The sequence below is a fragment of the Actinopolymorpha sp. B17G11 genome (genome assembly GCF_040196095.1).
In the GTDB taxonomy this organism is placed as follows: domain Bacteria; phylum Actinomycetota; class Actinomycetes; order Propionibacteriales; family Actinopolymorphaceae; genus Thermasporomyces.
In genome coordinates this window covers 141,649-166,979 of the sequence record NZ_JBEFTW010000010.1, presented here as the reverse complement: position 1 = coordinate 166,979, position 25,331 = coordinate 141,649, and the positions used below count along the sequence as shown (strand labels likewise).

Annotated in this window: 21 protein-coding genes and 1 pseudogene; 16 read left to right on the top strand and 6 right to left on the bottom strand. The window is 70.0% G+C overall.

Annotation, left to right across the window (positions count from 1 at the left end; genetic code table 11):
• Window positions 1–178: 178 nt before the first annotated feature.
• Window positions 179–1,699, bottom strand: coding sequence for an isocitrate lyase (aceA, locus tag ABN028_RS13530; RefSeq protein WP_349696841.1), 1,521 nt, complete (start codon window positions 1,697–1,699; stop codon window positions 179–181).
• A 145-nt stretch (window positions 1,700–1,844) separates the two neighbouring features.
• On the opposite strand from aceA, the gene ABN028_RS13525 reads away from it, so the two are divergent.
• The 3 genes from ABN028_RS13525 (at window position 1,845) to proC (ending at window position 5,558) form a co-directional block, all read left to right on the top strand.
• Window positions 1,845–3,290 (top strand): helix-turn-helix domain-containing protein, encoded by a 1,446-nt coding sequence (locus ABN028_RS13525; RefSeq protein WP_349330028.1) that lies wholly within the window; start codon window positions 1,845–1,847, stop codon window positions 3,288–3,290.
• 322 nt (window positions 3,291–3,612) lie between these two features.
• The gene (locus tag ABN028_RS13520; RefSeq protein ID WP_349330029.1) at window positions 3,613–4,545 is read left to right on the top strand and encodes a proline dehydrogenase family protein; all 933 of its coding nucleotides are present in this window, start codon (window positions 3,613–3,615) and stop codon (window positions 4,543–4,545) included.
• 194 nt (window positions 4,546–4,739) lie between these two features.
• Window positions 4,740–5,558, top strand: a complete 819-nt coding sequence (gene proC / locus ABN028_RS13515; protein WP_349330030.1) for a pyrroline-5-carboxylate reductase — start codon at window positions 4,740–4,742, stop codon at window positions 5,556–5,558.
• 88 nt (window positions 5,559–5,646) lie between these two features.
• Here proC and trpS read toward each other — a convergent pair whose 3' ends face one another.
• Window positions 5,647–6,690, bottom strand: a complete 1,044-nt coding sequence (gene trpS / locus ABN028_RS13510) for a tryptophan--tRNA ligase (RefSeq protein WP_349696840.1) — start codon at window positions 6,688–6,690, stop codon at window positions 5,647–5,649.
• 222 nt (window positions 6,691–6,912) lie between these two features.
• On the opposite strand from trpS, the gene ABN028_RS13505 reads away from it, so the two are divergent.
• Window positions 6,913–7,473 carry a GNAT family N-acetyltransferase gene (locus tag ABN028_RS13505; protein ID WP_349696839.1) on the top strand — a complete coding sequence of 187 codons (561 nt, stop codon included), beginning with the start codon at window positions 6,913–6,915 and terminating at the stop codon, window positions 7,471–7,473.
• A 75-nt stretch (window positions 7,474–7,548) separates the two neighbouring features.
• Window positions 7,549–8,133 carry a GNAT family N-acetyltransferase gene (locus ABN028_RS13500; RefSeq protein WP_349696838.1) on the top strand — a complete coding sequence of 195 codons (585 nt, stop codon included), beginning with the start codon at window positions 7,549–7,551 and terminating at the stop codon, window positions 8,131–8,133.
• Window positions 8,134–8,203: 70 nt separating this feature from the next.
• Here the strand turns inward: ABN028_RS13500 and ABN028_RS13495 are convergent, their stop codons facing one another.
• Window positions 8,204–8,800: an NUDIX domain-containing protein gene (locus tag ABN028_RS13495; protein ID WP_349696837.1), complete on the bottom strand. Its 597-nt coding sequence runs from the start codon at window positions 8,798–8,800 to the stop codon at window positions 8,204–8,206.
• A gap of 167 nt (window positions 8,801–8,967) precedes the next feature.
• Here ABN028_RS13495 and ABN028_RS13490 point away from each other — a divergent pair, with 167 nt between their 5' ends.
• From ABN028_RS13490 to ABN028_RS13470, 5 genes are all read left to right on the top strand, one after another.
• Complete coding sequence (locus ABN028_RS13490; RefSeq protein WP_349696836.1) at window positions 8,968–9,891, top strand: ROK family protein; 924 nt, start codon at window positions 8,968–8,970, stop codon at window positions 9,889–9,891.
• Window positions 9,892–9,970: 79 nt separating this feature from the next.
• Window positions 9,971–11,200 carry an acetoin utilization protein AcuC gene (locus ABN028_RS13485; protein WP_349696835.1) on the top strand — a complete coding sequence of 410 codons (1,230 nt, stop codon included), beginning with the start codon at window positions 9,971–9,973 and terminating at the stop codon, window positions 11,198–11,200.
• A 365-nt stretch (window positions 11,201–11,565) separates the two neighbouring features.
• Window positions 11,566–11,667 carry a 30S ribosomal protein bS22 gene (locus ABN028_RS13480; protein ID WP_081683056.1) on the top strand — a complete coding sequence of 34 codons (102 nt, stop codon included), beginning with the start codon at window positions 11,566–11,568 and terminating at the stop codon, window positions 11,665–11,667.
• 76 nt (window positions 11,668–11,743) lie between these two features.
• On the top strand, window positions 11,744–12,793 hold the full coding sequence (locus ABN028_RS13475) for an NAD-dependent epimerase/dehydratase family protein (protein WP_349696834.1): 1,050 nt from the start codon (window positions 11,744–11,746) through the stop codon (window positions 12,791–12,793).
• A complete protein-coding gene (locus ABN028_RS13470) occupies window positions 12,786–13,811 on the top strand; it encodes a lysophospholipid acyltransferase family protein (RefSeq protein WP_349696833.1) in 1,026 nt (341 codons plus the stop codon). Before ABN028_RS13475 ends, ABN028_RS13470 begins: the two co-directional genes overlap by 8 nt.
• A gap of 65 nt (window positions 13,812–13,876) precedes the next feature.
• Here the strand turns inward: ABN028_RS13470 and ABN028_RS13465 are convergent, their stop codons facing one another.
• The 3 genes from ABN028_RS13465 to ABN028_RS13455 all read right to left on the bottom strand — a co-directional run bounded on the left by ABN028_RS13465 (window position 13,877) and on the right by ABN028_RS13455 (window position 17,511).
• Complete coding sequence (locus ABN028_RS13465; protein WP_349696832.1) at window positions 13,877–15,313, bottom strand: DUF5667 domain-containing protein; 1,437 nt, start codon at window positions 15,311–15,313, stop codon at window positions 13,877–13,879.
• Window positions 15,314–15,473: 160 nt separating this feature from the next.
• On the bottom strand, window positions 15,474–16,346 hold the full coding sequence (locus ABN028_RS13460; RefSeq protein WP_349330040.1) for an ECF subfamily RNA polymerase sigma factor, BldN family: 873 nt from the start codon (window positions 16,344–16,346) through the stop codon (window positions 15,474–15,476).
• Window positions 16,347–16,497: 151 nt separating this feature from the next.
• A complete protein-coding gene (locus ABN028_RS13455; protein WP_349696831.1) occupies window positions 16,498–17,511 on the bottom strand; it encodes an HAD family hydrolase in 1,014 nt (337 codons plus the stop codon).
• 324 nt (window positions 17,512–17,835) lie between these two features.
• On the opposite strand from ABN028_RS13455, the gene ABN028_RS13450 reads away from it, so the two are divergent.
• From ABN028_RS13450 to ABN028_RS13425, 6 genes and pseudogenes are all read left to right on the top strand, one after another.
• On the top strand, window positions 17,836–19,476 hold the full coding sequence (locus ABN028_RS13450; protein ID WP_349696830.1) for an AMP-binding protein: 1,641 nt from the start codon (window positions 17,836–17,838) through the stop codon (window positions 19,474–19,476).
• Between the two features lie 267 nt (window positions 19,477–19,743).
• The gene (locus ABN028_RS13445) at window positions 19,744–19,977 is read left to right on the top strand and encodes a glutaredoxin family protein (protein WP_349330043.1); all 234 of its coding nucleotides are present in this window, start codon (window positions 19,744–19,746) and stop codon (window positions 19,975–19,977) included.
• 431 nt (window positions 19,978–20,408) lie between these two features.
• Window positions 20,409–21,086, top strand: a pseudogene (locus ABN028_RS13440) (redox-sensing transcriptional repressor Rex); the annotation flags it as partial.
• A 194-nt stretch (window positions 21,087–21,280) separates the two neighbouring features.
• Complete coding sequence (locus tag ABN028_RS13435) at window positions 21,281–22,720, top strand: glutamyl-tRNA reductase (protein ID WP_349696829.1); 1,440 nt, start codon at window positions 21,281–21,283, stop codon at window positions 22,718–22,720.
• Window positions 22,717–23,646 carry a hydroxymethylbilane synthase gene (gene hemC, locus ABN028_RS13430; protein WP_349696828.1) on the top strand — a complete coding sequence of 310 codons (930 nt, stop codon included), beginning with the start codon at window positions 22,717–22,719 and terminating at the stop codon, window positions 23,644–23,646. The genes ABN028_RS13435 and hemC overlap by 4 nt, the downstream gene beginning before the upstream one ends.
• Window positions 23,643–25,283, top strand: a complete 1,641-nt coding sequence (locus ABN028_RS13425; protein WP_502879180.1) for a bifunctional uroporphyrinogen-III C-methyltransferase/uroporphyrinogen-III synthase — start codon at window positions 23,643–23,645, stop codon at window positions 25,281–25,283. Before hemC ends, ABN028_RS13425 begins: the two co-directional genes overlap by 4 nt.
• Window positions 25,284–25,331 lie beyond the last annotated feature (48 nt).

Below are 25,331 nucleotides of genomic sequence, written 5' to 3'. Positions count from 1 at the left end.
CGGGACGCATAACGCAGTCCGCTGCTGCTGCGGGAGGGCGCCCCTCACGCTGGTCGCCGTTGGATGAGGGCGCCCCTCATGCTGGTGGCCGTCGGATGAGAGGGCCCCTCACGCGAACCTAGTGGACGAACGAAGGGCCCCCTCATGCGGGCGCGAAGCGGGCGACCGCCACGCCACATCAGGCGGTGTTCTTGAACTGCTCCTCTTCGGTCGACCCAGTGAGGGCGGTCGTCGACGAGTCGGGAGAGATCGCGGTGCTCACCAGGTCGAAGTACCCGGTGCCGACCTCCCGCTGGTGCCGCGTCGCGGTGTAGCCGTCGGGCTCGGCCGCGAACTCCCTCTCCTGCAGGGCGACGTACGCCGGCATGCCGGACTCCGCGTATCCCCGCGCCAGGTCGAACATCGACTGGTTCAGCGCGTGGAATCCTGCCAGCGTGATGAACTGGAACGCGTACCCCATCGCACCCAGCTCCCGCTGGAACGCCGCGATCGTGTCGTCGTCCAGGTGTTGCTTCCAGTTGAACGACGGCGAGCAGTTGTACGCCAACATCTGGTCGGGGTACTCCGCCTTGATCGCTTCCGCGAACTTCCGCGCCACCTCGAGGTCGGGCGTGGACGTCTCCATCCACAACAGCTCGGAGTGCGGTGAGTAGGCCAGTCCGCGGGCGATGCAGGCGGCCAGGCCGTTGCGCACCCGGTAGTACCCCTCCGCGGTCCGCTCGCCCGTCACGAACTCCCGGTCCCGCTCGTCGACATCGCTCGTCACCAGTGTCGCCGCGTGCGCGTCGGTGCGGGCGATGACGAGGGACGGCACCCCACACACGTCGGCGGCGAGCCGGGCCGCCGAGAGGGTACGGATGTGCTGCCCGGTCGGGATCAGCACCTTGCCGCCGAGGTGGCCGCACTTCTTCTCCGAGGCGAGCTGATCCTCCCAGTGCACCCCCGCGGCACCGGCGGCGATCATCGCCTTCATCAGTTCGTACGCGTTGAGGACCCCGCCGAAGCCCGCTTCGGCGTCGGCCACGATGGGCGCCAGCCAGTAGGGCGCGCTGCCGTTCTGGTTCGCGGGCGCGTCCGCCTTGCCGTTGCCCAGATGGCGAAGGCTCTCCGAGACGCTGATCTGGTCGGCCCGCAGCAGGGCGTTGTTGATCCGGCGTACCACCTGGGGAACGGAGTTGGCGGGATAGAGGCTCTGGTCCGGATACGTCTGCCCGGACATGTTGGCGTCGGCGGCGACCTGCCAGCCGGACAGGTAGATGGCCTGCAACCCGGCCTTGACCTGTTGAACCGCCTGGTTTCCGGTCAGCGCACCGAGCGCGCGGATGTAGTCCTCGGTCTGGAGCAGCTGCCAGAGACGTTCGGCGCCGAGGCGGGCGAGCGTGTGCTCCTCCTGGATCGAGCCGCGCAGGCGTACGACGTCCTCGGCGGAATAGAGGCGCTCGATCCCGTGCCACCTCGGGTCGGTCTCCCACTGGCGGCGTAGGTCGTCGGCGGCCCGGCGGGCGGCGCGGTCGCGTGCCTGCTGACTGTCTGCACCCGCACCATTCGTCGAGGCGACCGACCTCATCGTGGCCGGCAGATCTGAGGTCGAGGGCTTTGCCGTGCGTTCCCGGCGCCGCTTGGGCGGCTCGGGCTCGTGCGCGTCGGATCCTCGTCCGCGCGCGGTGGACTTGCTCGATGTCGTCTCGCGTGGCGTCATCGTGCGTTCCCCTCCTTCGGGTGTGCTCCTGTCCTGAGTCTGGAAGGGGCAGACACAAAGGGCAGGGCATCTGGCCTGGAAACTTCTGCAGTTCTTCTCGTAGTATCAAGTTGTTCAGGACATTCGGTGTGAAGGAAGCCGCACATTGCCAGATGATCTGCATCTAGCGACCTTTGGGCAACGACTACGGCATCTCCGGCGAACGCGCCGGATGACCCTCGCCGACCTCGGTGCCCGGGTCGGTCGGGCGCCCTCCCAGCTCTCCCTGCTCGAGAACGGCCGCCGCGAGCCGAAGCTCTCCCTCATCACCCAGCTGGCGGAGGCCCTCGAGGTGGGAGTGGACGAGCTCCTGTCCGCCGCGCCGCCGAGCCGGCGGGCGCAGCTGGAGATCGCCCTCGACGACGCCCAGCGCGACCCGCTCTACCAGCGGCTGGAGCTGCCGCCGCTCAAGGTCGGCCCACGGGTGCCGTCCGAGGTCCTCGAACACCTGGTCGGGCTCTACGACGAGCTCAAGCGCCGCGACACCAAGCCGACGGCGACGCCGGAGGAGGCACGGATCGCCAACGCCGAGCTTCGCCGGCAGATGCGCGAACGCGGCAACTACTTCCCTGAGATCGAGAAGATCGCCGTCCGCACCCTGGCTGCGGTCGGCTACCGGGGCGGCACGTTGTCCGACGCTCTCGTCGCCGCGATCGTGTTGCACTGCGGGTTCACCGTGCGGTACGCCGAGGACCTGCCGCGTTCGGTCCGGTCGATCACGGACCTGCGCAACCGGCGGATCTACGTTCGCCGGGAGTCTCTCGGCATGCACACCCCGCGCGGGATCCTGCTCCAGACGCTCGGCCACTTCGTTCTCGACCACGAGCAGCCACGCGATTTCGCCGACTTCCTGCGCCAGCGGGTCGAGGCCAACTACTTCGCGGCGGCCGTGCTCGTGCCGGAGAAGGTCGCGGTTCCGTTCCTCCATCAGGCCAAGGCCGATCGTGATCTCGCGGTCGAGGACCTGCGCGACGTGTTCTCCGTGTCGTACGAAATGGCCGCGCACAGGTTCACCAACCTCGCGACGAAACACCTCGACCTGCGGTGCCACTTCGTCCGCAACGACGAGGCCGGCATCATCTACAAGGCGTACGAGAACGACGGGTTGCTCTTCCCCGCGGACGCGAGCGGCGCGATCGAGGGGCAGCGGATGTGCCGGCGCTGGGCGGGTCGGGAGGTCTTCACCTCGCCAGACAGGTATCCGACGTACTACCAGTACACCGACACGCCCGACGGCACCCATTGGTGCGTTTCCCACGTCGACCCTGGGCGGGAGCGACACTTCGCGGTGACACTGGGGGTGCCGTTCGAGTCGTCGCGGTGGTTCCGCGGGCGGGAGACGACCAACCGGGCGACGTCGCGGTGTCCGACGGGGCCGTGCTGTCTGCACCCGCCGGCGGAGCTGTCGACGCGCTGGGAGGGGCGCGCGTGGCCGTCGACGCGGGCCCACTCGCACGTGCTCGCCGTCCTGCCGCCGGGGGTGTTTCCCGGGGTGGACGAGACGGATGTGTACGCGTTCCTCGAACAGCACGCCCCAGCCGACAGTGCATGACGACTCCGGGTGAGCCGCGACGGTTGAGCGCGTCCGGGGCACCCTCATGTGGCGGGGCCGTCTTGGCGCAGGGCGCCCCTCATGCGAAGGTCGGCCCCCGCCCGCCACTCGCGGGACTGACGTGCGAACCACCCGTGGCCGCTGACATGCTGGTCCCGGCAGGGTGAGTCCAGGGCAGGGCGAGCCCACGGTCGGGCGAGCCCACGGCAGGACCAGGCCAAAGGCAGAACCAAGGCAACGGCAGGACCAGGGCAACGGCAGGACCAGGGCACGGCAGGACCAGGCCACGGCAGGGCGAGGGCACGGACATGGGAGGGCCAGCGTGGTACTACGGCAAGGGCTGCTGACCGCCGCGCGGAGCCGCCGACTGAAGAAGTTCGTGTCCACCATGCCGGTGTCGTCGGCCATCGTGACGCGGTTCGTCGCGGGCGAGACGGCCGACGAGGCGGTCGAGGCGGCTCGCCGGTTGATCGCCGACGGGCTCACGGTGTCGCTGGACCGGCTGGGCGAGGACACCCGCGACCGTGAGGATGCCGAGCGTACGACCAAGGCGTACCTCACGGTCCTCGACCGGCTCGCCCGGGCCGGTCTCACCCGCGGCACCGAGGTGTCCCTCAAGCTGTCGTCGATCGGCCAGGCCCTCGGCGTCGATGGCGACAAGATCGCGGTGGACAACGCCCGCACCATCGCCCTCGCCGCCCAGAATGTCGGCACCACCGTGACCTTCGACATGGAGGACCACACCACGGTCGACTCGACGCTGGCGATCCTGCACGAGGTACGCCGCGACTTTCCCCAGACCGGCGCGGTCCTGCAGGCGTACCTCCATCGCACGGAGCGGGACTGCCGCGACCTCGCCCACCAGGATTCGCGGGTACGCCTGTGCAAGGGTGCCTATCATGAGCCGCCCTCGGTGGCGTACCAGAAGCGGATCGACGTCGATCGCGCCTACGTTCGCTGTCTGAAGATCCTGATGGCCGGGCAGGGCTATCCGATGGTCGCGACGCACGACCCGCGGCTTGTCGAGATCGCCGGGGCGCTGGCGATGCGCCATGACCGGTCGCGCGGGAGCTATGAGTTCCAGATGCTGTACGGCATCCGGCCGGACGAGCAGCGCCGGTTGGCTGGTCTCGGTGACACCGTGCGGGTCTACGTGCCGTACGGCGACCAGTGGTATCCGTACCTCATGCGGCGGCTCGCGGAACGCCCCTCCAACGCCGGGTTCTTCCTGCGCTCCCTGGTCACCCGCTCATGATCACCGTCATGATCAGGTTCATGATCACCGTCATGATCATGGTGCCCCGCAGTACCCGCCGTTCCCCGTGATCATGATCGTGATCATGAAGCTTTGGGGGTCATACTGCCGAATTTCCTTCATGATCACGGGGCGCGGCTCACGATCGGCGACCGAACCACGATCGAGATGTACGAAGTGAGGACGAGAAGAGCATGAGTGTGGGACAGCACACGATCGCCGTCATCGGCGCAGGAAAGATGGGCGAGACGATCCTGTCCGGACTCCTGCGCGCGGGCTGGCCGGCTTCCGCTCTGGTCGCGACCGTACGCCGGCAGGAGCGGGCCGACCAGCTGGCCACGCAGTACGGCATAAGGATCGTCGCCAACGATGAGGCCGTCTCCGCCGCCGACGTCCTCGTGATCGCCGTCAAGCCGCAGGATGCCGCGGTCCTGATGGCCGACCTCGGGCCCAAGGTGCCGCCGGGCAAGCTTGTCGTCTCGATCTGTGCGGGCCTGCCGACGTCGTTCTTCGAGCGGCGCCTGCCGGACGCGACTCCGGTCGTCCGCGTGATGTCCAACACGCCGGCCCTGGTCGACGAGGCGATGAGCGCGATCTCGGCAGGTTCGCACGCAACCGGTGCCGACCTCGCCCTCACCGAGGAGATGCTGAAGCCGCTCGGCAAGACGCTGCGGGTACCTGAGTCGCAGCAGGACGCCGTCACCGCCCTCTCTGGCTCGGGTCCTGCGTACTTCTACTACCTCGTCGAAGCGATGACCGACGCCGGCATCCTGCTCGGCCTGCCCCGCCAGGTGGCGCACGACCTCATCGTGCAGGCGGCAGTCGGCGCGGCGGTGATGCTGCGCGACTCCGGTGACCCGCCGGTGATGCTGCGGGAGGCCGTGACATCGCCCGGCGGTACGACGATCAGCGCGATCCGCGAGCTCGAGAGCCACCGGGTGCGGGCGGCCGTGCTCGACGCGATCGAAGCCGCCCGTGACCGGGCCCGCGAACTCGCCGCCGCAGCCGACTGACCGGCCCCGCCTCCGCCCCGTCCGCGAGCTGTTGGAGGTTCGTCGCCTGATCCCGACGAACCTCCAACAACCCCGTGGCGGCTGGCGGCTACAGCCCGATCGCGGCCTTGGCGGCGGCGAGCGTCGGAGCGGCCATCGCCCGCGCTCGCTCGGCACCGAGCCGCAGCGTCTCCTCGACGTACCCCGGATCGGCCGCCAGCTCGGCATACCGCTCCTGCAGCGGCGCCACCACCGCCACCACCGCGTCGGCGACCTCGCGTTTGAGTGCGCCGTACGACGAATATCCCCCCGCGAGGCCAGCCGGATCGGTGCCGCCTCGGCAAGCCGCGAGGATGTCGAGCAGGTTCGCGACACCGGGCTGGCGCTCCACGTCGTACCGCACCTCCCGGCCGGCGTCAGTGACAGCGCGCATGACCTTCCGCCGTACGACATCCGGCGGGTCGAGCAGCCGGATCGTCCCCATCGACTCCTCCGGGGCGTCCTTGCTCATCTTGGTGGTCGGCGTCGCCAGATCCCTCACCCGCGCGGCCACCACCGCACGACTCAGCTCCGGTACGACGAACACCTCGCCGTAGGTCCGGTTGAACCGCATGGCCAGGTTCCGGGTCAGCTCCAGATGCTGCGTCTGGTCGTCGCCGACGGGTACCTCGGTGCTGCCGTAGAGCAGGATGTCCGCCGCCATCAGTGCCGGATAGGTGAGCAGCGACGCGCGGGTCATCGGCCGGCCACGGCCCTTCTCCTTGTACTGGATCATCCGGGTGAGCTCACCGACATACACCGTCGACTCGAGGAGGTACGCCAGCTCGGTGTGGGCCGGCACGTCACTCTGCCGGACGATGATGCACGCCCGCGGATCGAGCCCGGCGGCGAGGAAGAGCGTCGCGACCTCACAGGTGAGCCGCCGGAGCCGTTCCGGATCATGCTCGACGGTCAACGCGTGCAGGTTGACGATGGAGAACACGCATCTCGCCTCGTTCTGGACGTCGACGAACCTGCGAAGCGCACCGTAGTAGTTGCCGAGCGTCAGTCGGCCGGTCGGTTTGATGCCGGAGAAGATGGTGCGCGTCGCGGGCAGGCTCGAAGACACGAAAGTACTGGGCGAGGCGGTCGGCATCGCAGTCGTGATGGACATGAAGGCTCCTTCGGAAAGTGGGAGCCGCCCCCGCGGGGTCATCAGCGCTGTCACACACGACAGATCGGCCGCCCGCGCGAGGGGCGGCCGTGGACGAGATCTCTTACGTACGCACGGATATCGGGCCGCCCTGGGCGGCCCGCCAACCAAGGAGTCGTGGCGTACGCACGTCCCCACGATAACCGATGGCTCGCCCCCAACCCGGCTGGAAAGATGCCCCGCATGACCGAGGTGGAGGTGGGCGCGGCGACCGGCGACCGCGCGGAGACATGCGCGGCTGCGGTGCGGGTTCGCCGCCTGACGCCCGACGACTGGCGCGTGCTGCGGGACATTCGCCTGGCGGCCCTGCGCGAGTCGCCATCGGCATTCGGGTCGACGTACTCCAGGGAAGCAGCCTTCACCGAGAGCGACTGGCGTGGTCGGCTGGAACCGGAGTCCAACCGGAGCGCGACGTTCGGCGCCGCCCTCGCCGGGTCCGACCGCTCACTTGCCGGGCTGAGCGGTGGATTCGTCGACGACCCGTCCGCGCACACTGTGGAACTCGTGTCGATGTGGGTGAGTCCGAACGCGCGAGGGCGCCGGGTGGGCGAAGTGCTGGTGGAGCCGGTCCTCGCCTGGGGACGTACGGTCGGTGCCGATCGCCTTCACCTCTGGGTGACCGAGGGGAACCTTGCGGCGCTGCGGCTGTACGAGCGCTGCGGTTTCGTGCGTACCGGTGAGCGGGAGCCACTTCTCTCCGATCCGAGCCTGACCGTGATCGGGATGGTCCGCCCACTCCAGTGAGCGCCACATTTGGTGGTTGCCTGTACGTAATATCCGGTGGCCGTGGTTCGGTTGCCTCCTGCCATGATGCCGGCCATGGCCAACCTGGAGACCAGCTCGGCCGGGGCAGACCCGGTCGACGTGATCATCCGCAGGCTGCTGCCCGATGAATGGCGTGCACTCCGGGAGATCCGCCTGACGGCGCTGCGTGAGGCGCCGTCGGCGTACGGTGCGACGTACGAACAGACCGCGGCCCTGCCCGATCGCGAGTGGCAGCGGTGGTTGGAGCGCGACTCCGCCCGCAGCGCGATGTTCGGCGCCAGGTTCGGAGCCGACCGCCCCGGGACCGACCGCACCCTGGTGGGCCTGTGCGGCGGATGGGTCGACCAGGCAGCGGAGTCGGGGGAGGACTCGGCCGCCTCGGTCGACCTGGTTTTCATGTGGGTGAGCCCGAGTGCGCGGCGGCGCGGACTCGGTGTCGCCCTGGTCGAGGAGGTTCTCGCCTGGGCGCGGACCCAGGGCGCCGAACGGGTCCATCTCAGGGTGACCGACGGCAATGTTCCGGCCGAACGTCTCTACGCGCGCTGCGGCTTCGTGCGTACCGGCGAGCAGGTTCCTCACCCGTCTGATCCACGCCTCGTCAAGGCCGACATGGTTCGCCCGCTTCGCTCATCAAGCTGATCACGCTGGCCGCCCGCTTGGCTGATCACGCTCGCCGGAAGCCGGCCGTGGGCTGCGTGCTTTGACTGCTCTACGTCGTTCGGCGAGGGATCTCCGACAGGTCAGTGTCATCGCAGGGTCGCGTCGTCGCGGCGCGGATCTCGCAGGCCAGCGCGAGGAGTTCGGGATACCAGTCCTCGTTGCGGCGGAGCAGGTCGGACGCGTCGTAGACGGTCGCGGCGCGTACCTCCACGACATGCTCACCGTCGGGTGGGTTGGTGGGCGAGGAGTCGAGGACCACCTCGGTCAGGCACCACAGCCAGGCCTTCTCCGGGTGCGGCAGGTGCGGCCGGTAGGGCTCGGGTCCGTCACCGACGCAGTGGTGGGCGCCGAACCAGTGCAACGCGCCGATCCGCCGCGCGCCCGCCTCCTCGGCGATCTCCCGGTCGACGGTCTGTACGACCGACTCGCCGGGTTCGCGGGTGCCGCCGGGCAGGAACCAGTCGCCGCCGTCCGTCCGGCACACCACGACCATCTCGCCCACGAAGCCGACGATGTGGATGCTCTGGACCAGCCCGTCGGGCGGCAACTCCGTGGAGAACTGCGCGTCGAGCCCCGCCCATGCCCAGCGCTGGGGGGCGTGCAGCAGGGGATAGCGGGATGCGGGGCTCGTCGGCGGCTGGTCCATGAGCCCGGACTATAGGACCCACCGACGACCTTCCCGCCCGGACCACCACGCCCGCTGCGGTCGCCCGTCCGTGGCCGTTTCGCCCGCCTGCTGTCCCGCCCGCCTGCTGTCTCGGACCGAGCCCTCCGGGGTCGCCGGCGTCGGCGTCCGCCGGCAGGATGGCCGGCGTGAGCGTGGTTGGTTCGTACGAAGGGGTCATTGGGGTCGACGTCGGCGGTACGCGCATCAAGGCGGCGCTGGTGGACGACGCCGGGCGGATCCTGGCCAGGGCCGGGTGTCCGACACCTGATCGCAGCGACCCTGAAGCCGTCCTGTCCGCTGTCGCCGAGATCGTCGAGGCACTGCGCCAGGATGAGCAGATCGGTGGCCTCGGCGTCGCCGTACCCGGGATCATCGACGAACCCCGCGGCGTCGCCGTCCTGGCCGCCAACCTCGGCTGGCGTGACACCCCGGTGCGGGACCTCCTCGCCGCGCGGACCGGGCTACCGGTGACGCTCGGCCACGACGTACGCTCCGCCTGCCTTGCCGAATGGCAGGTCGGCGCCGGACGTCGCAGCTCCGACCTGCTTCTGGTGACACTCGGTACCGGCATCGGTGCCGGCGTGGTGGCCGACGGCCGCCTGCTTCGCGGTGGTGGGTACGCCGGCCAGTTGGGACATGTCGTCGTCGACCCCGATGGTGACGCGTGCGGATGCGGGCAGCGTGGCTGCCTGGCGACGGTCGCGTCGGCGACGTCCCTTGTACGCCGCTACCAGGAACGAACCTTGACGGCAGACCTGTCGGCCGCGGCGGTCATGCGCCGGGCCGCGGCCGGCGATCCCGCTGCCGTCGCAGTGGTCGCCGACGCCACGCACGCACTCGCCGGAGCACTGGCGAGTGCGGTGACCGTCTTCGGGTCCGACACGGTCGTCGTCGGCGGTGGCCTCGCACTCGCCGGTGAGCAACTCCTGGCGCCCGTACGTGCCGCGCTGCGCGAGAGCCTGACGTTCCAGCGGAAGCCCACGGTCGTGGCCGCGGAGCTTGGCGACGAGTCCGGCGTTGTCGGTGCGGCACTCCTCGCCCGCACCTGGCCTGACACCGCGCAACCCTGACGCCGCACAGTCCTGACCCCGCACGGAAGTACCGGGGTCACCTCGCGCACCGGCGGGGTACTGGGGCAGGCTGGACACCATGACAGGATCCGCGCGACTGGTCTATGACGAGGACTTGACGGCCTACAACTTCGGGCCCATGCATCCCCTCGCACCGATCCGCGTCAAGCTCACCGTCGCCTTGTCGAGCGAGCTGGGACTCATCCACGGCCCGGGCAGCTCCGGAGGCGGCGACGGTGCCGGCGAAGGGGCCGACGGGCTCAGGCGGGTGGCCGCACCTGTCGCGTCGGAGGACCTGCTCGCCAGGGTTCATGCACCGGCGTACATCGAGGCAGTCAGACGCAGCAGTGTCAACCCGGACTTGACAGACCTGGACGCGGGCCTCGGCACGTCGGACAACCCGACGTTCACCGGAATGCACGAGGCGTCGGCCCACATCGCCGGCGCGAGTGTCGAGGCGGCGCGGATTGTCTGGACCGGCGAGGCGTTGCACGCGGTCAACGTCGCGGGCGGCCTGCATCACGCGATGCCCGCCGCGGCCAGCGGGTTCTGCGTCTACAACGATCCTGCGCTGGCGATCGCGTGGCTGCTGGACGCCGGATGTCCGCGGGTCGCCTATCTCGACCTCGACGTGCACCACGGCGACGGCGTACAGGAGATGTTCTACGACGACCCCCGGGTCCTCACGATCAGCCTGCACGAGACGCCGCGGACGCTGTTCCCGTGGTTCAGCGGATTTCCCACCGAGACGGGCGGTCCGGACGCGGAAGGGTCGGCTGTCAACGTCGCCTTGCCAGGGGGTACGGATGACGCCGGCTGGCTGCGGGCGTTCCACGCGGTCGTGCCGCCGCTGCTACGTGCGTTCGCGCCGACGGTGCTCGTGAGCCAGCATGGCTGCGACAGCCACCGGCTGGATCCGCTCGCCCACCTCGCGCTGTCGGTCGACGGTCAGCGGGCCGCCGCTCTCGCGGTGCACGCACTCGCGCACGAGCTGTGCGAGGGTCGGTGGGTGGCGACGGGCGGTGGGGGGTACGCCCTGGTCGACGTCGTGCCGCGGACCTGGAGCCACCTGCTCGCCATCGCGGGTGGGAGTCCACTCGATCCGAAGACCGAGACGCCAGCCACCTGGCGAGAACAGGTGGCCGTCGAGTGCCGGCGTACCGCCCCCGTGGTGATGACGGACGGCGAGTCCGCGTCGTACTCCGACTGGTCCGCCGGCTACGACCCGGGCGACGAGATCGACCGGACGATTCGTACGACCCGACGAGCGGTCTTTCCCCTCCACGGCCTCGACGCCGACCACCCCTGACCCGCACCATCGCTGCCCTGCGCGCCATCGACCTGACCCGCGCCATCGACCTGACCCTGGGCCCGGTCCATGATCATGAAGGAAAGTCGGCGATGGACCCGCAAGACCTTCATGATCACGATCATGATCACGGGTTGGTGGCGGGCCGGGGTGGGTGAGGACGTAGGACCCGGGCGGCGGCGCGGCCGGGACGGGCCAGGGCCGTACGTCGACACCAGGCAGCGCGGGGGAGCGGCCAGACGGTGAGCTGTACCCTGTGAGGGCGCGTCGGTCCACCTCCCGCATACGCCGGTCGGAAACGGTCCGGAAGTCCTGCGTTCGGGTGCGCAATCGTCGGGGTACGAAACAATCCGAAAGGGTTCCGCGTGGGTTCTGTCATCAAGAAGCGTCGCAAGCGAATGGCCAAGAAGAAGCACCGTAAGCTCCTCAAGAAGACCCGCGTCCAGCGTAGGCGTCTGGGGAAGTAGCAACTCTTCGTGCCGCAGCAGGGATTGATCGCGTGCACCGTAAGGTCGAACCTGTCCACCACGGGGTGAGGCGCAGATGGCGCGCGTTGTATTGGTAACTGGTGTCTCCCGCGACCTCGGGAGCCGGTTCGCGCGCCTGCTCGCCGCCGACCCGGAGGTCGACCGCGTGCTCGGCGTCGACGTCGTACCCCCAAGGCATGACCTGGGCACGGCCGAGTTCGTCCGCGTCGACCTGCGCAGTCCCGTGGTCTCGCGGGTGCTCGCCCGCGAGGACGTCGACACGGTGGTTCATCTCAACGTCCTCGCCGCACCGGCACACGCCGGTGGTCGGGCGACGATGAAGGAGATCAACGTCATCGGAACGATGCAGCTGCTGGCGGCCTGCCAGCGGCTGCCGTCCGTACGCAAGGTCGTCGTGAAGTCCTCGACCGCCGTCTACGGCGCCTCGCCCAACGATCCGGCGATGTTCACCGAGGACATGGAACCCCGCGGCCTGCCAAGGTCGGGATTCGCCAAGGACGCGGTGGAAGTCGAGGGCTACGTGCGCGGGTTCGCCCGGCGGCGGCCCGACGTCGTCGTGAGCATGCTGCGGTTCGCCAACGTGGTGGGCCCGCGCGTGCGGACCCCGATCACCCGCTACTTCACCCTCCCGGTCGTTCCCACCGTGCTCGGGTTCGACGCGCGGCTGCAGTTCGTCCACGAGGACGACCTGCTGGAGGCTCTGCGGCTCGCCACCATCAGCGACGTACCAGGCACCTTCAACGTCGCCGGCGACCGGATTCTCATGCTGTCGCAGGCGATCCGGCGGATGGGACGCCCGTCGGCGCCGGTTCCGGCGTTCGCTGTGGCGACCTTCGGCCAGGCATTTCGGGCGGCCCGGGTCGCCGACTTCACGCCCGAGCAGTTGTCCTACCTCACCTACGGCCGGGGGGTCGACACCACGCGGATGCGTGAGGAGCTGGGCTTCAAGCCCACCTACACGACGCCGGAGGCGTTCAACGCCTTCGTCGCAGCGCACGAGGCGGGCATGCTGAGCGCCCGGCGGATTCGGAACGCCGAAGAGCAGGCCGCAGAGTTCCTCGGTGTGCGGGAGCGAGTAAACGGGGTACCACAACGCCATGGCTGACTCGTCCGAGGCGAAGGTTATCCCGATCAGGACGCACCACTCCGATGGTGACGGCGACGGCAGGCGGTCCCGATCAGGCACGCAGGACTCCGCGGGCGGTGGCGAATCGCGGTCCGCGTCCGGTGTCATCGCGGAGACTCTGAGCCTGCTCGCCCAGGACGTGGCCGCCCGGGCTCTGGGTGACGACTGGCAAGCCAAGGTCTCGTCCGGCCTGGAGTTCGCCCGGCGCCGGCTGACCGGCGACTACGAGGTCGACGAGCTGGGATTCGACCCGGATCTCACGGAGAACGTCCTCCTGGCCATCCTCCGGCCGCTGTACCAGACCTGGTTCCGCGCCGAGGTCCGCGGCATCGAGAACATCCCATCGGTCGGCGGTGCCCTCGTCGTCGCCAACCACTCGGGAACACTGCCTCTCGACGGCCTCATGACCCACGTCGCCGTCCACGACACCCACCCGGCGCGCAGGCACATCCGCATGCTCGGTGCCGACCTCGTGTTCCGTACGCCGTTCATCTCCGAGCTCGCTCGTAAGGGCGGGACGACGCTGGCGTGCTCCGAGGACGCGGAGCGGCTCCTGCGGTCGGGCGAACTCGTCTCGGTGTTCCCCGAGGGTTACAAGGGTCTCGGCAAGCCGTTCTCCGAACGCTACAAACTCCAGCGGTTCGGTCGCGGCGGCTTCGTGGCGGCTGCGCTACGGTCCGGCGTGCCGATCGTGCCGTGCTCGATCGTCGGAGCCGAAGAGGCCTACCCGATGCTCGGCAACATCGAACCGCTCGCCCGACTGCTCGGCGTCCCGTACTGTCCGGTCACCCCGACGTTCCCGTGGCTGGGCCCGCTGGGCCTGGTGCCGTTGCCGTCCAAGTGGATCATCGCCTTCGGCGAACCCGTCCCCACCGATGGGTACGACGCCGAGGCCGCCGACGACCCGATGCTGGTCTTCGACCTCACCGACCAGGTACGCGAAACCATCCAGCACACGCTGTACGCATTGCTCCTCGACCGTCCAGAGGCCTTCTGACCCGGCGGAGTCCGACCCAGCCCGGCCCCCGACCCAGCCCGGCCCTCGGCCCGGAACGCTCAGGCTCAGCCGGGCAGCAGTGGGCCGAACAGGTCGTCGAAGATGCTGCCTCCCGACGTGGGGGTTTCCTCGTCGTCGGGGGACGGCAGGATCGGTGGCACCTCGGACGGCAGCTCGGTCCGGCCCGGCGTCGGCGAATCGGTCGGGTTCGGTTTTGTGGGAGTGGGGCCTGGAGTCGGCGTCGCGGACGTACTCGGATCCGCTGTCGGCGCGGGCTGCGGCGCACCGGTGGGCAGCAGCGGCTCGGGTATCCCGCCAGGCAGCAGCCAGGGCAGCGACACGGTCCGCACGGGCTCCGCAGGCAGTTCCAACGGCAACGACGCCGGCTGTGGCTGCTCAGCAGGGAGCGGCAACGGCAACGACGTCGGATTCGGGAGCGGTATCGCTAAGACCTCGGTTCCTTGGCCAGGTGCCGGTGGTCCCGGCAGGCCGACGCTGATGGTCGGGCCCGGCCGCGGGTCGATCGGCCACGGAAGTGGCAACTGCAACCAGTGTCGGTTGGCCCTGGTCGGTTCTGGAGCTGGCTCACCCGTTGCGGTGGAGCCAGGCTCCGTCGACGCTGTGGCGGTGTCGTCCGGCGTCGAGTCGGTGTCGCCGCCGGCCGGCCCGGTGTCGGTCGAACCTCCGCCGGCCGGCCTGCCGAGCACGCCGTCAGGATCATCCGCGCCGGGTTTGCACTGCGGGCAGAGCTCGAGCGCCCGCTGGTCGAGCTGGTCCAGGACGGCCAGCGCGTCGGAATATGCGGCACCGGCCTCAGCGGGTAGCGCCTCACGGATGAGTTCGAGCTGCGGCCGGGAGGCGGCCACGAACTCGCGGAGCCGGACGAGCGGCTCTGGGCTGTCGTTCAGCTGAGAGGCTTCGACCAGGAGGTTGCCGCCCTGGCGGGCGTCATGGGCGAAGTCGTCCAGGGTCGACTGGCTCAGTGCGAGGCGGTCGGTGTCGCCGGGGCGTACGGACTGGTCGGTGAGGCTGGAGATCTCGGTCAGCCGCGTGGTGGCCTGGCCGAGGTACTGCCTGCCGCGGGACTCGGAGTTGGTCGTGACCGCCGCCTCGCTCTGCTCCAGTCCGCGCTTGAGGGTGTAGAGGAACTCGCCCGGCAACGCGTGGCGGGCGGCCGCGGCAGTACCCACCATGCCCCCGGCCAGGGCGACCGATACGGCCACCGCCACCACCCGCAGGCGGGTGGGCGTGCGTACCGCAGACCGGGCGGCAGGGATGGGCAGGGCGTCCGGCATCGCATCCTGAGGGCGTTCGGCCGCCACGGCGAGCAGTCGGTCCCGCAATGAGGTACGAAAGCCCTCCGAAGGCTGGACTCCCGCCGGCCGCAACATCGCCACCAGCTCGAGGAGCGGGGCGACGTTGGGGTCATGAGAGCGCCTCGACCCCTCGACGAGGCGCGCGAATGCCTCAGCTCGCCGGCGAGTGGCCAGGAGAGAGGTCATCGGGGGTCTCCTCGGAGCAGAGGTTGAAGCGTTGAGAGGGCGATCTCAACACTTCGCACCTCAGACGTTCCGGACATCTCGCTCAACGAGCAGCGGCCTCGAGAGTTACGACCTGATACGCATCGTGTGCATATGTTCACAACCTGTTCTCGGTGGCCGGTCATCGGATGCCCTCGGGAAGCAGCTTGGCGAGGTTACGGACCGCACGCAGCTGGAGTTGTTTGACGGCGCCCTCGCTCTTGGCCAGCACCTGCGCGGTCTCCGCCACCGACAGCCCGTTGAGGAACCGCAGGACCAGACACTCCTGCTGGTCGGCACCCAGCTTTTTGAGCGCCTGGACGAGCGCTTCGTTGGTGAGTCGGGAGAGAACGTCGTCTTCGGGGCCGTCGGCGGCGGAGTCGTAGTCGAGGATCTCGCCGGTCGCGACCTCGAGCCGGAACCGCCCGGACTTGTAGTGGTCGGTGACGAGGTTGCGGGCGATCGTGACCAGCCAGGCGCCGAAGTCGCGGCCCTGCCAGCGGAAGGACGACAGGGCGCGCAGAGCCCGCAGGAAGGTCTCGCTGGTGAGGTCCTCGGCGAGCGCGTGGGTGCCGACGCGGTAGTAGATGTAGCGGTAGACGGTGGAGAGGTAGTGGTCGTAGAGCTGCCCGAACGCCTCCGCGTCGCCCTTCTTGGCGAGCTCGACGAGAGCGATCATCCGCGTGGTGTGGGCGTTCTCCTCCGCCTCGCGTGCACCCGCGTCACGTACGCCGGAACGCTGGAAAGCCAGCTGGCCCCGCCGGGTGCGCGCCTTCGCCGCCTCGCCATGGGAGGCCTGCAGCATCCAGCCGTGGTCGCCGGGGGCGTACGACGAGGAGGAGGATGCCCACCTGAGCGCGCTCGACCGACCTGCGGCGGACGAGCCCTCCGCGGCGGGGACGGGCACCGGGCGCAGGCCCGGGTCCAGCGTCTCTGCCAGCACCGTGCGGACGAGTGCGAGAAGCTCGGCGACACCCGCTCGATCGGCACGAGTCGGTCGTTCGGTGTGCGGCATCAGTGTGTGCTCCCGCCCCCCGAGCAGGGAAAGTTTCGGCCTACGCAGCGTTCGTTCAAACCCCCCACGAGCTCCGCTCGCCGGAACCCGTTCCTGCCACCACGCATCGTAGGGAAGTTCCGGCGTGACGGGAACATTCTGTAATGCACGATCACCCTCGGGAGGTAGTTCGGCGGTCTGAGCGGCTTCTTCCTCCCGTACGACGCACGCTGCCGCGTTTCAGTGCCGCCGCAGCCGCAGCGGCTCCGCCGATGGCGCCGGCGAGTGCGGCGGCGACGAGCCCGGCCCTGGCAGCGCGACGAGCCCTCCGGAAGTCCCGGATCCGCCAGCCGCGGGCGCGGGCGTGCTTTCGGAGTCGCCGGTCGGGGTTGATGGCGTACGGCGTGCCCACCAGCGACAGCATGGGCACGTCGTTGGCCGAGTCGGAGTACGCCGAGCAGCGGCTGAGGTCAAGGCCTTTCTCCTCGGCGAGCGCGCGGACCGCGTCGGCCTTGGCTGACCCGTGCATGAGGTCACCGACCAACCGGCCGGTGTAGAGACCGTCGACCGACTCCGCCACGGTGCCCAACGCGCCGGTCAGGCCGAGCCGGTCGGCGATGAGCTGCGCGATCTCTACCGGCGCGGCGGTCACCAGCCAGACCGGTTCGCCGTGGTCGAGGTGACGCTGGGCGAGTGCGGCCGTGCCGGGCCAGACCTTTGTCGCCAGTCCCTCGTCGAAGATCTCGGCGCCGAGCTCGAGAAGCTCCGCGACCGGCCACCCGGCGATGAACGCCAACGCCTGCTCGCGGACGCGCTGCATGTGGTCGGGATCCTCCGATCCCACGACCCGGAACCGCAGTTGTTGCCAGCCGGCGGTGAGGATCTCGCGGGTAGAGAAGAACCGGCGCGTGTGCAGTCCGCGGGCGAGATAGAACAGTGACGCCCCGCGCATCAACGTGTTGTCCACATCGAAGAACGCCGCGCCGGCAGGTGGCTCGTTCAGCGGCTGGACCAGCCCCTCAGAGCTGGATGACTCCGGTGACGTGGACCCGGCTGACGTGGACCTGCGTGTCTTGCCGGACCTGGCTGGCTTCGAACTGGGTGACTTGGGCCCAGGTGGCTGCGAACCGGGCAGGTCTGTAGGGCCGGTGGACGAGGCGTTGCGCGCATCCTCCGCGGGCGTCATGTGGACTGAGCTTAGAGCGTCCGGCTCCGCGATGTCGGCCGGCTCCGCGTCGGCCGGCCACGGCGACGTCGGCGGTCCGGCGTCGGCGACGTCGGCCGTTCGGCCTCGGTCAGTCGCGGCGTCGCAGGTCCGGTCCGCCTCGGTCCGCCTCGGTCCGCCCGGCATGGTCCCGCACGGCCGTTCGATGTATGCCAGACTCGCCGACGTGGTATCGGAACGAGCCCACCGAGGCTGCCTGACAGCGGCGGTAACCATGTGGGAGCCCGCGAGTGGGGAAGTCCTGCCCGGCGAGGCGGCCGGGCACTTCACGACGGGGGCACGTCGGTGACCAACCTCGCCGCGCTGGTCTGGCAGTCAGCCGAAGCTCACCCCGATCGGGTCGCCCTCGTCTGCGGGGCCCGGCGGATGACCTGGGCCGAGCTCGACGCCGCCGTCGACGCTGCCGCGGCCGCGCTCACCGGCGCTGGTCTGGTCGCCGGGTTCCGGGTCGCGCTGGCCCTCGTCAATTCCGTGGAGTTCGTCTCCGCCTACTTCGGTGCGTTGAGAGCGGGCCTGGTCGCTGTCCCGATCGACCCGACCAGCGGCGCCGACGAGGTGTCCGCCGCGCTCACCTCGGTGCGAGCCCGCATGGTGCTGACCGACGCGACCAGCATCGCCGCCGTCCGCACAGCGGTGCGTGACCGCGATCCTGCCCACGACGCGGACCCGACGTTGGTGGTCCCTGTCGGTACCCCCGCCGAGGCGGGCGAGCGCCACTACGACGAGCTTCTCGCCTCCGCGTCGAGCGCGCCGGTCGTGCCGCCCGCAGACCCGGAGACCCTCGCCGTCGTGCTGTTCACGTCGGGTACGACCGGGGCGCCCCGGGCTGTCATGCTCACCCATCGCGCCCTACGCGCCAACCTCGACCAGATCGCCGCGATCGAACCGCCGCCGATGCGCCACGAGGACGTGGTTCTCGGGCTGATGCCGCTCTGTCACGTCTACGGACTCAACGGCGTGCTCGGACTGGTGGCACATGCCGGAGCGACGCTCGTCCTCGTCGACCGGTTCGATCCCGCGGCCACCCTCGACCTCATTGCCCAGGAGAAGATCACCCAGCTTCCGGTGGTGCCGCAGGTGCTGGCCAGCTGGGCCCGCCAGGAGGACCTGGCCGGACGACTCGCCGGCGTACGCCTGGTGGTGTCGGGCGCCGCGCCCCTTGCTCCGTCCGTACGCCATGACATCGAGGAAAGAACCCGGCTGGTCGTCCAGGAGGGCTACGGCCTGACGGAGGCGGCGCCGACGGTGACGAGCACGCTGTGTTCGGCCGGAGCCGGCGCTGCGGCCGGAGTGAAACCCGGGTCGGTCGGCGCCCCACTACCGGGAATCGAGCTGCGGATCGTCGACGACGCGGGCAACGACGTCGAGCCCGGCGAACCCGGCGAGATCCTGGTACGCGGTGACAACCTCTTCTCCGGCTACTGGCCCGACGGTGCCGGTGCACCGGGTGAGAAGGGCTGGTTCGCCACCGGCGACGTCGGCTATCTCGATCCCGATGGCGACCTCGTGCTGGTCGACCGGCTGAAGGAGCTCATCACCGTCTCCGGGTTCAGCGTCTATCCCCGCGAGGTCGAGGACGTCATCGTCGAACTCGACAGCGTCGCCGAGGCGGCCGTCGTCGGGATGCCCGACCCGTTGACCGGTGAGGCGGTGAAGGCGTACGTCGTGCCTCGGGTGGGCCGCCAGGTCACGCCGGAGGAGGTACTCACCTATTGCGACAGCCGGCTGGCGCGGTTCAAGCGGCCCAGCGTTGTCGCGGTGGTGGACGCGCTGCCGAGATCGGTGTCCGGCACCGTGGCGAAGGCGCGGCTGCGGTTCGTCCAGCCGGCTTCGGAACGCCCCGATCCGGAACGCCCCGATATGGGGGCGGAGGCAGCGGGTCCGGACGACGCCGCCCACGGGGGACCAGCGTCGGCTGAGGCCTGAGCACGGTCTCGACGCCGGTCGCCGGAACGGGGCGACCCCGGCATGACCTGGCAGGCTGGAACGGGCGTCAGGTGGAACGGGCTGCAGGCGGAGCGGGCTGCAGGCGGAGCGGGCTGCAGGTGGAACGGGCTGCAGGTGGAACGGGCTGCAGGTGGAACGGGCTGCAGGTGGAACGGGCTGCAGGTGGAACGGGCTGCAGGCGGAGCGGGCGCCAGGCTGGGACGGGCGCCAGGCAGGAACAGGCGACGGCATGGAACGGACGACCTAGTGGCGAGAGTGACGCTCTATACCAAGGCGGGCTGTCACCTGTGCGACGATGCGCGGGCCACGATCGAGGCTGTGTGTGGCGATCTCGGTGTGGACTGGGCGGAGATCGACATCACCAGCGACGACGAGCTCTACCAGCGCTGGTGGGAGCAAATTCCCGTCACCCTCGTCGACGGCCGCCAGCACGACTTCTGGCGCGTCGACGAGGCCCGACTCCGCGCCGCACTCGCCTGACCTCGGCTGGGCTCGATCTCTGACGTCGGCTGGGCTCGATCTCTGACGTCGGCTGGGCTCGATCTCTGACGTCGGCTGGGCTCGATCTCTGACCTCGGCTGGGCTCGATCTCTGACCTCGGCTGGCCTCGGCCTCTGACCTCGGCTTGGCCCGACCTCTGTTGACCATGGTCGCGGCAGTCGTCGTTACGGAGGCCGGTTCATGATCAACAGGCAGAAATGGGGGCCTTCCGTCCCGGAAAACCCCCATTTCTGCCTCCTGATCATGAACCCATGCTCCTCGAGCATCAGCTAGCCCGCGCGCTCGATTTTGTTCGCACGTTCACAAAGTCCTAGGCTGGGCAGTGCAATCGGGCTGGCGCCGGCCGGGGCAGTCCCGATCAGCCGGGGCGTCGCCCCGTCGTCGCGGCGCCCGCCGACCACAGGAGTGAAGTGAGTTCGCCTCGTCCCCCTCGTCCACACGGCACCGGGGCCCGCCCGAGCCGTGGGATACCCGATGCAACCGTCGCCCGGCTTCCGGTCTACCTGCGCGCCCTCACCGCACTCGCCGACCGTGGCATCGCGACCGCATCCAGTGAGGAGCTCGCCCGGGCCGCCGGCGTCAACTCCGCGAAGCTGCGCAAGGACCTTTCCTACCTGGGTTCGTACGGCACTCGCGGGGTGGGGTACGACGTGGAGTACCTCCGCTACCAGATCGCCCGCGAGATCGGGCTCACCCAGGACTGGCCGGTCGTGATCGTCGGGATCGGGAACCTCGGTCACGCCCTCGCCAACTACTCAGGCTTCGCCTCCCGTGGGTTCGGGATCGTCGGACTGCTCGACGCGGACCCCGCGCGGGTGGGAGAGCGGATCGGCGAGCACGTCGTCAAGGCGTACAACGAGCTGGAGTCGGTCGTCCAGGACTACGGCGTCGCGATCGGCGTGATCGCCACGCCGGCCACCGCGGCCCAGGAGGTGTGCGACCGGATGGTCGCGGCGGGGATCACGAGCGTGCTCAACTTCGCACCGACGGTGCTCACCGTCCCGCCCGGTGTGGACGTACGCAAGGTCGACCTGTCCACCGAGCTGCAGATCCTCGCCTACCACGAGCAACGCAAGGCCCTGTCGACGCCGGGACGCCTCGCGCGGATCGACGGCGTACCGCTGGACAACGGGCGGGCCCCCAGCCAGGGTGTGTCCGCTGCCGAACGCTCCACTCTGCCGACCGACGCAACGACCGGCCTCGCGGCAACCGGTAAACGTACGGGGGACAACGAACAACCGCCCGAGAACGAACTCTCTGCCGAGAGGGGACCCCTCATCCCATGAGCATCCTTGTCGTCGGCCTCTCCCACCGGAGCACACCCGTAGCCCTCCTGGAACGGGTGGTCCCGGCGCCGGAGCTGCTCGACAAGCTCCTCGCCGACGCGGTCGCGTGTCAGCACATCGCCGCGGCGGCGGTGCTGTCCACCTGCAACCGGATCGAGGTCTACGCCGAGGTCGAGCGGTTCCACGGTGGCGTGGAGGAGCTGGCGGAGCTCCTCGCCCGGCACGCGGACCTGTCGGCCGCTGACCTCACCCCCCACCTGTACGTACGTTATGAGGACGGTGCGGTCAGCCACCTGTTCTCCGTCGTGTGCGGGCTGGACTCGATGGTGGTCGGCGAGACTCAGATCCTCGGCCAGGTGAAGGCCGCGCTGCGCTCCGCGCAGGATGCCGAGACGATCGGCTCGACCCTGAACACCGTCTTCCAGCACGCCCTCCGCGTGGGCAAGCGTGCGCAGACCGAGACCGACCTCGGCCGGGCGGGGCGGTCCGTGGTGACCGCGGCGCTCGACCAGGCCGCCCAGGTGCTCGCGGATCTCAGCCGGCGCCGGGCGCTGGTGGTCGGTGCCGGTTCGATGGCCGCGTTGGCGGCGACCACGCTCTATCGCGACTACGACGCTCGCGTCGTGGTCGCCAACCGTACCCCCGAACGCGCCCATCGGCTCGCCGGCAACGTCGCGGGCCAGGCGGTCGGCATGGGTGAGATCGCCGCCGAGCTCGCGGCCGCCGACATCGTGGTCTCCTGCACCGGAGCGGTGGGCACGGTGCTGCCCGCCGACGCGCTCCGCGCCGCACTCGCGGAGCGGCCAGGACGGCCTCTTGTCGTGTGCGACCTTGCGATGCCGCGCGACGTCGAGCCCGCCGTCGCCGACCTGCCCGGGGTCACGCTCGTCGACCTGGCCGGCCTCGCCGGTACGCAGGCGGGAGCCGGAAGCCCCGTTGACGTCGATGCCGTACGCGCGATCGTCGCGGCCGAGGTCGCGGAGTTCGTCACGAACCGGCGCGCGACGGCGGTCACACCCACTGTCGTGGCGTTGCGGAGCATGGCCGCGGACGTGGTCGAGAGCGAGCTGCGGCGGCTGGCGCTGCGGATGCCCGACCTCGACGACACCGCGCGTTCCGAGGTCGCCTGGGCCGTACGCCGAGTGGTCGACAAGCTCCTGCACGTCCCGACGATCCGGGTGAAGGAACTCGCCGAGCGTACGGTCGAGACGTCCTACACCGAGGCGCTGCGGGAGCTCTTCGCCCTCGACTCCGCAGCCGTGGAGGCGTTCACCAGTGCGGAGCCGGTCGAGCCGGCCGAGGTCACCGAGCACTCAGCGTCTGCCGGGACCGCCACCTCTGCCGGGACCGCTGCGTCTGCTGAGGCGGCCGCGCCCGCCGGGACCGCCGCGTCGGTCGAGGCAGGCGCGTCCCAGGACGAGCAGGGGACGCCATGACGGCCCTCCGGATCGGGACCCGGCGCAGCGCGCTGGCGCTGGCGCAGACCCGCACGATCGCAGCCGCGTTGGAGCGGACGGGTGTCGCCGCGACGCTGGTGGAGGTCACCACCGACGGCGACCGCGATCGCACGAGCCTGCTCAGCCGGATCGGCGGTCAGGGTGTCTTCGTCGGCGCCCTGCGCGATGCGCTGCTGCGGGGCGAGATCGACGTCGCCGTCCACTCGCTGAAGGACCTGCCGACGCAGTCGATCGGCGAGATCGCGATGGCCGCCGTACCCACCCGGGAAGACCCCCGTGACGCACTCGTCGCGCGCGACGGGCTGACGCTCGCGACACTGCCGCCTGGTGCCCGCGTCGGCACCGGCTCGCCCCGCCGCCTCGCCCTGCTCCGATCGAGCGGCAAGGATGACCTCGAGCTGGTGGAGATCCGGGGGAACGTCGACACCCGGATCGGCAAGGTACGTAGTGGCGAGCTCGACGCCGTCGTTCTCGCTCGCGCCGGTCTCACCCGGCTCGGCCGCGCCCACGAGATCACCGAAACGTTCGACCCGACCGAGTTCGTCCCGGCCCCCGGGCAGGGCGCACTCGCGGTCGAGTGCCGGAACGCCGACGAGGATGTGGTGCGCGTCCTCGCCGGTCTCGACGACCCGCGCACCCGGGCCGCGGTGACGGCCGAGCGCGCAGTGCTGGCAGCACTGGGTGCGGGCTGCAGCGCGCCCATGGGAGCATTCGCCGACACCATCGCCGGGGCGGACGGAGACAACCTCTCCCTCCACGCCGTCGTGGCGGCCGTCGACGGCTCCGCAACCGTCCGACTGTCCACATCGGGGCCTCGGGAAGAAGCGGAGGAGCTCGGGCGTGCCCTTGCGGCCGCTCTGCTCACCGAGGGTGCCAACCGTTTGATCGAGGAACGCGTCACGTGACCGCGAAGAAGCAGACCACAAAGAAAACTCAGAGGGCCCAGGGGGTCGATCCGGTGGGCAAGCAGGGCCAGGGCTCGGTGTCGTTCGTAGGTGTCGGGCCGGGTGATCCGGCGCTCGTCACTGGGCGGGCCAAGGAGCTGCTCGGGCGGGCGGATGTCGTCGCTGGTGAGCTGGAAGCGCTTGACGCGCTTGTCACGGCTCATGTCAGCTCCGACGCCGAACGCATCGAGCTGACCGAGCACGCCGTGACTCCGGCGGAGGCCGGCCGCGTGCTGGCCAAACACGCCAAGGACGGCAAGCACGTCGTACGCATGTACGCCGGTGACCCGTTTCTCGACGGGCACGCGGCCGAGCACGTGGCGGCGTTCGTACGCCATCATGTGCCGTTCGAGGTGACGCCGGGCCTGCCGATCGCGACTGCCGTACCCACCTATGCGGGCACGCCGCTCACGACGGCGAAGGTCCGGGAGGCACGGGTCGTCGACGTCACGGCCGGCGAGCCGGACTGGGAGCTGTTCGCGGAGGGCTCGGCGACATTGGTCCTCACCGGAGTCACCGAGGGACTCAAGGACATCGCCGGGCTGCTGATGAAAGCCGGCCGCGACGCGTCGACGCCGGTGTCGGTGACGACGAGCGGTACGACGACGGACCAGCGGACCGTCGAGGCGACCCTGGAGACCCTCGCGTCAGAGGTGAAGGCGTCCCGGTTGGTCGGTCCGTTCGTCATGGTGGTTGGCTCGGCGGTGGCGCTTCGCGACAAGCTGTCGTGGTTCGAGACGAAGCCGCTGTTCGGGTGGCGGGTGCTGGTGCCGCGCACACGCGAGCAGGCCGGCGTGTTGTCGAAGCTGCTCCGCCAGTACGGCGCGGTGCCCGAGGAAGTGCCGACCATCTCCGTGGAGCCGCCGCGCAATCCGCAGCAGCTCGACCGCGCCATCACCGGACTCGTCACGGGTCGCTACCAGTGGGTGGCGTTCACGTCGGTCAACGCCGTCCGCGCGGTGCGGGAGAAGTTCGAGGAGTACGGCCTGGACGCCCGGGCGTTCGCCGGCCTGAAGATCGCCGCGGTGGGGGACAAGACCGCCGAGTCGATCCAGGCGTGGGGCATCAAGCCCGACCTGGTGCCGACTGGCGAGCACTCAGCCCGTGGGCTGGTCGAGGAGTGGCCGCCCTACGACCGGGTGCTCGACCCGATCAACCGGGTCTTCCTGCCGCGGGCCGACATCGCGACCGAGACGTTGGTCGCGGGCCTGGTCGAGCTGGGCTGGGAAGTCGACGACGTGACGGCGTACCGGACTGTGCGTGCGGCGCCTCCGCCGGCACCGATCCGGGAGGCGATCAAGACCGGGAAGTTCGACGCGGTGGCGTTCACGTCGAGCTCGACGGTACGCAACCTGGTCGGCATCGCCGGCAAGCCGCACGCCACCACGGTGATCGCGGCGATCGGCTCGCAGACCGCGGCGACGGCCGGCGAACACGGCCTCCGGGTCGATGTGAAGCCGGAACAGCCGTCGATCGAGGCTCTGGCCGAGGCGCTTGCGGAGTTCGGTGCCGCGCGCCGAGCGGCGCAGATCGAGGCCGGTGACCCGGTGACGAAGCCGTCCGAGCGCAAGTCCGGAGCCCGCCGCCGGCCCAAGTAGTGCACGTAGCGGCGCGACCCGGCTCGGCGCGGCGCGGCGCGGCCCGGC